We start from the raw sequence: 7,532 nt of genomic DNA, 5'->3' as shown, positions 1-7,532 counted from the left end.
CATCTTCTCGACACTGGCCTGACCCCACTGCGCGCGCTGTCTCACCAGCCACGTCATACCGCGCGACGATCACTGCGGCAAACTCGGCGATCTTCACTCACCTCGACGTGCGGAAAACGGGGCTAGCCGGCGAGAGGAAGGGTTGCGAATGAGGTGGGCCGGCGCGCTGGGGAGCCTGGTTTCGGGGGTGCCGACCGTCGTGCTGCGCCTGCGCAAGGCTCTGGCGCTCGCCGTCGAGTCCGCTCCGCTGACCGTGGGCCTGTACGTCTGCGTCACCGTCGTGAGCGGGGCCGTCCCGGTGGCCATCACCTGGCTGACCAAGTCGCTGGTGGATCACCTGGTCGCCGGCAGCCCAGCGGGCGCGATCGCCAGGCTGGCGGTCGGGCTGGGCCTGGCGGGCATGGTGGCGACGACGCTTCCCGCACTCGGCGAGCTCTGCGGCAAGGAGCTGCGCCGGGCGGTGTCGTTGCAGGCCCAGGACCGGCTCTTCGCCTCGCTGGAGCGGAACATCGGGCTCAGGCGCTTCGAGGACCCCTCCTTCCTCGATCAGCTCCGCCTGGCGCAGCAGGCCGGCGGGACCACCTCCAGCCTGGCGGTCGACGGCGTGCTCGGGATCGTCAGGGCGCTGCTCACCATCGGCGGCTTCGTCGGCATCCTGTGGCTCCTGGGCCCGCTCTTCTCCGTTCTCGCGATCTGCTCGGGCGTCCCGCTGCTGATCGTGGAGGTCGTGCTGTCACGACGGCGCGTCGGGCTGTTCCAGCGGATGAGCCCGGCCGAGCGCCGGGAGCTCTTCTACGGGGAGCTGCTGTCCAGCGTGGAGGCGGCCAAAGAGGTGCGGATCTTCGGCATCGGGCCGTTCCTGCGGGCCCGCGTGTACGCCGAGCGGCGGGCGACGAACGCCGCCCACCGGGACTTCGAGCGCAAGGAAGTCGCGATCCAGCTGGGCCTCTCGCTGTTCGCCTCGGTCATCTCCGTGACCGGGGTGCTCTGGGTCGCGACGGGCGCCGCCGGGAACACCGGCATGTCGGTCGGCGACGTGCTGATGCTCGTCGGGGCGCTGGCCGGCATCCAGGGGGCGATGGTCGCCCTGGCCGCCGAGATCGCGCAGTCCTCCCAGGCGCTGTTCATGTTCAAGCACTATCTCGCGACGGTCGAGGCCGGGCCCGAGCTGCCGAAGGCCGCGTCGCCGGCGCGGCTGCCCGCTCTGCGGCAGGGCATCGAGCTGCGCGACGTCTGGTTCCGCTACTCCGACGAGCATCCCTGGATCCTGCGCGGCGTCGATCTGCGGATCCCGTACGGCGAGACGGTCGCCCTGGTCGGGCTCAACGGCTCGGGCAAGTCCACCATCGTGAAGTTGCTGTGCCGCTTCTACGACCCGAGCCGCGGCGCCATCCTCTGGGACGGGGTCGACCTGCGCGACGTGGACCCCGAAGCGCTGCGCCGGAGGGTCACCGTGTTGTTCCAGGACTACATGCACTACGACATGACGGCCGAGGAGAACATCGCCCTCGGCGATCTCGACGCGCGCAGGCAGCCCGCCCGGATCGAGGCCGCGGCGGTCCGGGCCCGCATCCACGACAAGATCGTCAGCCTGCCGAGAGGATACGAGTCCCTGCTGACCCGCGCCTTCTACCACGAGCCGGAAGGAGAGCATCCGGAGGAGGGAGTCCTCCTGTCCGAAGGGCAGTGGCAGCGCCTGGCGCTGGCGCGGACCTTCGTCCGCGAGGGGCGCGATCTGCTGATCCTGGACGAGCCCTCGTCCGGGCTCGACGCGGAGTCCGAGCACGAGATCCACTCCTCACTGGCCGAGCACCGGGCCGGTCACGCCGCCCTGCTGATCACGCACCGGCTCAACGCGGTACGCGACGCGGGCCTCATCGTGGTCCTCTCCGACGGCGTGGTGGTCGAGCGCGGCCGCCATGACGACCTGGTCGCGCGCGACGGGGGCGTCTACGCGCGACTGTTCGCCCTCCAGGCCTCGGGCTACCGGACGAGCGGCGACGGCGTCCCGGACATCCGGCCGGTCGTCCCATGAGCCCGATCCGCGGCGCTTCTAGGCGTTGCGGGCCTCCGCCGCCGCGTGCAGCCCGAGCAGGTCCACCGACCGCGCCCGCATCTCCACCTTCCTGATCTTCCCGGTCACCGTCAGCGGGAACTCCTCCACGACGTGCACGTACCTGGGGATCTTGAAGTGCGCCATCCGCCCCGCGCAGAACTCCCTGACCCGCTCCACGCTGAGCGGCTCGGCGCCCGGCCGCATGACGACCCAGGCCATCACCTCCTCGCCGTACCTGTCGTCCGGCACCCCGATGACCTGGACGTCGGCTATGTCCGGATGGCTGTAGAGGAACTCCTCGACCTCGCGCGGGTAGACGTTCTCGCCCCCTCTGATGATCATGTCCTTGATCCGGCCGACCACGTTCACGTAGCCGTCCTCGTCCATCGTGGCCAGGTCTCCGGTACGCATCCACCGGGCCTCGTCGATGGCCTCGCCGGTCTTGTCCGGCTCGTTCCAGTAGCCGAGCATCACCGAGTAGCCGCGCGTGCACAGCTCGCCCGGCTCCCCCCTGGGCACGGTGAGCCGGGTCTCCGGATGCACGATCTTGACCTCGACGTGCGGCATCACCCGGCCCACCGTCTCCGTCCTGCGGGCGAGGTCGTCGTCGGACCTGGTCATCGTGGACACGGGCGAGGTCTCCGTCATGCCGTAGCAGATGGCGACCTCGCGCATGTTCATCTCGCCGACCACGCGCTTCATGACCTCGACCGGGCACGGGGAGCCGGCCATGATCCCGGTCCTGAGCGACGACAGGTCGAACTTCGCGGCCAGGGCCAGCTCCGCGATGAACATCGTCGGCACCCCGTACAGGGAGGTGCACCGCTCCTCCTGTACGGCCCGCAGCGTCGCCTCCGGGTCGAAGCCCGGCGACGGGATCACGATGCAGGAGCCGTGGGACGTGGCGCCCAGGTTGCCCATGACCATGCCGAAGCAGTGGTAGAAGGGCACCGGCAGGCAGACCCGGTCCTGCTCGGTGTAGTGGATCAGCTCGCCGACGAAATAGCCGTTGTTGAGGATGTTGTGGTGCGACAGGGTCGCGCCCTTCGGGAAGCCGGTGGTGCCCGAGGTGTACTGGATGTTGATCGGGTCGTCGAAGGCCAGCTCCGCCATGCGGGCCTTCAGCGCGGACGGGTCGGCGCGCTGCGCGGTCAGGGCGTCCCAGCCCGGGTCGTCCAGGTAGACGACGTCCGCGAAGCCGATCTCCTCGACCATGGCGCGATAGTCGCTGCCCTTGTGCGTCTGGGCGCTGATCAGCAGCCGCATGCCCGACTGCTCGACCACGTACCGCAGCTCGTGGGTGCGGTAGGCCGGGTTGACGTTGACCAGGATCGCGCCGATCTTGGCGGTGGCGTACTGGACGAGCACCCACTCGGCGCGGTTCGGCGCCCAGATGCCGACCCTGTCGCCCTTGGCGATGCCCCTGGCCAGCAGGGCTCTGGCCAGGTCGGACACCTCGGCGTCGAGCTGCGAATAGGTCCATCTGCGGCCGGCGGGCACGTCGACCAGGGCTTCCCTGTCGCCGAAACGGGCCGCGGTGCGTTCGAGGTTCGCGCCGATGGTCTCGCCCAGCAGGGGCGTCTGGGCGGTGGCGCTGGAGTACGACAGCATGCCCACAGTGTCAGCCGCCGTCCCGCGTACGCACCAGACCTGTGCGGCGCGCCGCGTAGCCGAGTGCCGCCAGCAGCGCGGCGCCGACCCCGGCGGCGGCCCAGCGGCGCTGGCGGACGCCGCGCCGCTCCACCTCGGCGTACGGGGTGGTGGAGAACGAGATGAGCTCGTATCGGGAGACGTAGCCGGGCAGGACGCGCTCCAGCGCGTGCTCCACGCGCTTGCCCGCCAGGAACATCCTGGAGCCGACCCGGTCGCGCATCTCCACGAAGTTCTCCAGCGCCAGCCGGGCGATCACGTCGGTGTCCGTCTTGCGCCGCTCGAACAGCTCCAGCGCCCTGGGGAAGTCGTCGCCCGCCTCGTCCAGGTAGCGGTCGAGCTCGACGCAGTCCTCGAAGCCGCAGTTCGCGCCCTGACCGTAGAAGGGGACGATGGCGTGCGCGGCGTCGCCGACCAGCCCGATCGTGGTGGCCTCGGTGGTGACGTGCCAGGGCGAGCAGCGCACCGTGACGAGCTGGCCGACCGGGTTGCCCTGGAAGGCCCCGACCAGGTCGGGCATCAGCTCGAACGCGTCCTGATAGTGCTCGGCGAAGTACGCCCGGATCTTCCCCGGGGTGTCCAGGGCGGCGAGGGTGTCGTGCGGCCAGAACAGGGTGCAGGTGAAGGAGCGGTCGGGGTTCGGGAGGGCGATCATCATCGAGCGGCCGCGCGGCCAGATGTGCAGCGCGCCGGGGTCCATGGCGAACTCGCCGTGCCGCGCCGGGATCGACAGCTCCTTGTAGCCGTAGTCGAGGTAGTCCTGGCTGAAGTTCATCCCCGGGAGCTGCTGGAGCCTGGCCCTCACCGCGCTGTACGCCCCGTCCGCCCCGATCACCACCTGCGCCTTGTCCACCGTGACGGCGCCCGAGGTCCCGTCCGGGGCGGTCGACTCGAACGCGAGCCGGCCGGCGCGCTCGTCCACCCCGGTCAGCCGGTGCCCGAACCGCACCTCCACGCCGTGCAGCGCGGTCGCCGCGGTCAGCAGCTCCCTGTTCAGCTCGGCGCGGCTGATGGAGTTGATGGCCTGGGCCCGGTCCGCGCTGTACGGCTGGAAGGCGAGGGCGCCGCCGGGAGAGTGCATCATCCGGCCCGCCATGGGCAGCGCCGCGTCCAGGACCCTGCCGTCGAGGCCGAGGCGGCGCAGGGCGTCTATGCCGCGCTCGGAGATGGCCAGGTTGATCGACCTGCCGCGGTCGGCGCCCCGCTCGCGGGGGTCGTGGCGGCGCTCGTACAGGACGACGCGGTGGCCGCGGCGGGCCAGGAAGCAGGCGAGCAGGCAGCCGACCAGCCCGGCACCGACGATCGTGACCTCCATGCTTCCTTGGTACGGCGGGCCGCCGCCGATGTCCAGGAGGCCGTCACGCCAGGGCGCGCACGATGGCCTCGGCGGTGGCCTGCCAGATCGGGGACGTGGGGGTGATGACGTCGAAGTGGTCGCCGAGCATTTCAAGATATGTCACCTCATCACCCGCTTCCCGGGCGGCGGCCGCGTAGCGCCGGCTGAAGTCGACCAGGTCCAGGTCGTCGGCCGTGCCCTGGACGATGAGCTGACGGACGTGGAGCGGCACCCGGAGCAACGGCGACGCACCGGCGTACACGTCGGCGGCCTGGCCCCGGGCACCACCGGCGCCCCCATCCGGACCGGTCGGTGCGTGATGGCCACTCGTTCCCTGATGGCCGGTCGGCGCTGGGTGACCGAGTGCGGCGGCGACGGCGCCGGAGCTGAGCCATCGCCTGTCGCCCTCGACGAGATCGAGCACGCCCGCGAGCGAGACGGCCAGCGACATCCGCGAGCCGTCGGCCGCCGCCCTCAGAGCGAGCTGGGCACCGGCCGAGTGCCCGGCCACCGCCACCCGCGAGAGGTCCAGCTCGGCGGCGGCGGGGACGAGATCGGTCAGGGCGGACAAGCCGGCGCTCACGTCGGAGATGGTCGCCTGCCAGCCGTGCAGGTCCGGGCGGCGGTATTCGAGGTTCCACACCGCAAGCCGGCGCCCGGCCAGGTCGGCGCAGAGCGCCTCCATGATGTCCGCCGCCCAGATCGACCGCCAGTAGCCGCCATGGATCAGCGCCACCACCGGCACCCTGCCGCCTCGATCCGGGCGGTCCAGGCGATCCGAGAGGTCTGGGCGATATAGATCGCCCCACTGCTCCCGCTCGGGACCATAGGCGATCCGCTGGGACGGGTGCCGTACCCGATGCACGGCATGCCGGATCCCCCAGGCCAGGCCGCCGATCCCGCGACCGTGCAGGTGCGTCGCGCCTTCCCCCGGCGTGACCCCGTCCACCCGCTCCACGTCCACCCACACCACGGGCCTGCGCGAGAGCCCAAGCGGCTCGGTGATCAGCCCGCGCACCTCGGACGTCGGACCGGGCAGGATGACGACCGCGCCGTCGCCCGCTCGCCACAGAGCATCCGCCCGACGCGAGCCGTCCGCTGAGACCGGGGCATCCGCCGGAGACGCAGCGTTAGTCGTCGGAGACGCGGTGTTTTCCGTATTCGGCGGGGTGTTCGTCAGGGACAGCAGGTGTGCCGCGTCGCGGGCGTGCTCTATCCGTCCGAGCACCCCGAGCGCCGCGAACTCGCGTTCGGCGATCTCCGCCAGCAGCCCGGCGTCGGCGACGACTCCGGGACCCACGACCACCAGGACCTCACTCATGAAGCCCGACCCTACTGAACACCCCCTGGACAGCCCGCTCCCGGTCCCGTCCAGGCTCCAGCGACGTCACGGCGTTGACGATGACGCACCGCGCCCCAGGCGAAAGGGGCATAGCTTGGCCGGGTGCAGGTAAAGCGACTTCACCCATGGCCCAGCGATGCCGCCGAGGCGGAGGCCATCCAGGACCGGCTCCGCGGACACGTCGAACTGACCGGCCCCACCACCTTCACGCTGGTGGCGGGCCTGGACGTGCACTACCACGGGGACGATCAGGTGACGGCCGCCGTGGTCGTTTTCGACGCCGGCTCGCTCGAACCGGTGGAGCAGGCGGTGGCCCGCGGGCGGGCGGCGTTCCCGTACGTGCCGGGGCTGTTCGCCTTCCGCGAGCTGCCCGCGCTGGTCGAGGCCCTCGAACTCCTCACGGCCACCCCCGACCTGCTGGTCTGCGACGGGTACGGCCTGGCGCACCCGCGCGGCTTCGGCCTGGCCTGCCACCTCGGCGTCCTCACCGGCCTGCCGGCACTGGGCGTGGGCAAGACCCCCTTCATCGGCACGCACGAGACCCCAGGGCCGGAACCCGGCGACTGGACGCCCATCGTCCACGAGGACGCCACGATCGGCCGCGCCCTGCGCACGCAACGCGACGTCAAGCCGGTGTACGTCTCCCAGGGCCACCGCATCTCCCTGGACACCGCCACCGAGCAGGTGCTGCGCCTGACCTCCCGCTTCCGGCTCCCCGACCCGATCCGGCACGCCGACCACCTGGCCCGGCACCCGGACTGACCGCGACCACCCGGCCAGGCACCCGGGCTGACCGCGACCACCTGGCCGGAGCGCCCGAGTGATCGTGCGTGCCCGACCGGCCCACCCGCCTTCCGCAACAGGCATCGGGTAGGTCCCCTGTCCCGGCCGGGCACCCGATCTCAGCGGCGCCAGGCCCAGACGAGGAGCCACACGCTGAGCCCGAACAGCGCCATCCCGAGGGGAACGTGCACCGCCACCACCCCGGAACCCCCGAGCATGGACTGAACGAACCCGAGCAGCAGCACGGCCACGCTGACCAGCGCCGGCCAGCCCGCCTGGCGTCCCGGCCGCCACAGCAGCACGGCCACCACGACCTGCGCCAGCCCGAGCACGTGGACGGCCCCCGCCCCCGCGCCGTGCAGGCC

General features: G+C 71.5%; 5 protein-coding genes and 1 pseudogene. 2 read left to right on the top strand and 4 right to left on the bottom strand.

Translation table 11 applies throughout. The features are described 5' to 3' along the window. Positions 1-148: 148 nt before the first annotated feature. On the top strand, positions 149-2,035 hold the full coding sequence (locus ETD85_RS58315) for an ABC transporter ATP-binding protein (protein WP_138698421.1): 1,887 nt from the start codon (positions 149-151) through the stop codon (positions 2,033-2,035). An 18-nt stretch (positions 2,036-2,053) separates the two neighbouring features. On the opposite strand, the gene ETD85_RS58310 is transcribed toward ETD85_RS58315, so the two are convergent. The 3 genes from ETD85_RS58310 to ETD85_RS58300 are packed head-to-tail and all read right to left on the bottom strand — an operon-like array spanning position 2,054 to position 6,363. After that, positions 2,054-3,667, bottom strand: coding sequence for an AMP-binding protein (locus ETD85_RS58310; protein WP_138698420.1), 1,614 nt, complete (start codon positions 3,665-3,667; stop codon positions 2,054-2,056). 10 nt (positions 3,668-3,677) lie between these two features. Then, on the bottom strand, positions 3,678-5,021 hold the full coding sequence (locus ETD85_RS58305) for an FAD-dependent oxidoreductase (RefSeq protein WP_138698419.1): 1,344 nt from the start codon (positions 5,019-5,021) through the stop codon (positions 3,678-3,680). Between the two features lie 43 nt (positions 5,022-5,064). Then, positions 5,065-6,363, bottom strand: coding sequence for an alpha/beta hydrolase fold domain-containing protein (locus ETD85_RS58300; protein WP_138698418.1), 1,299 nt, complete (start codon positions 6,361-6,363; stop codon positions 5,065-5,067). 123 nt (positions 6,364-6,486) lie between these two features. Between ETD85_RS58300 and ETD85_RS58295 the strand changes: the two genes are divergently transcribed. After that, positions 6,487-7,146, top strand: a complete 660-nt coding sequence (locus ETD85_RS58295; protein WP_138698417.1) for an endonuclease V — start codon at positions 6,487-6,489, stop codon at positions 7,144-7,146. Between the two features lie 140 nt (positions 7,147-7,286). Here the strand turns inward: ETD85_RS58295 and ETD85_RS64150 are convergent. Further along, positions 7,287-7,532 (bottom strand): annotated as a pseudogene (locus ETD85_RS64150) (hypothetical protein); the annotation flags it as partial.

Origin of the sequence: Nonomuraea zeae, from assembly GCF_005889725.1 — a bacterium.
GTDB classification, from domain to species: domain Bacteria; phylum Actinomycetota; class Actinomycetes; order Streptosporangiales; family Streptosporangiaceae; genus Nonomuraea; species Nonomuraea zeae.
Note: the sequence above shows the minus strand (reverse complement) of the source record. Positions and strands in the feature narration are given on the sequence as shown.

What these genes read in the sequence shown, in the direction of transcription:
- ETD85_RS58310 (WP_138698420.1), bottom strand. Translation starts at nt 3,667, where the DNA reads ATGCTGTCGTACTCCAGCGCCACCGCCCAGACGCCCCTGCTGGGCGAG.
- ETD85_RS58315 (WP_138698421.1), top strand. Translation starts at nt 149, where the DNA reads ATGAGGTGGGCCGGCGCGCTGGGGAGCCTGGTTTCGGGGGTGCCGACC.
- ETD85_RS58305 (WP_138698419.1), bottom strand. Translation starts at nt 5,021, where the DNA reads ATGGAGGTCACGATCGTCGGTGCCGGGCTGGTCGGCTGCCTGCTCGCC.
- ETD85_RS58300 (WP_138698418.1), bottom strand. Translation starts at nt 6,363, where the DNA reads ATGAGTGAGGTCCTGGTGGTCGTGGGTCCCGGAGTCGTCGCCGACGCC.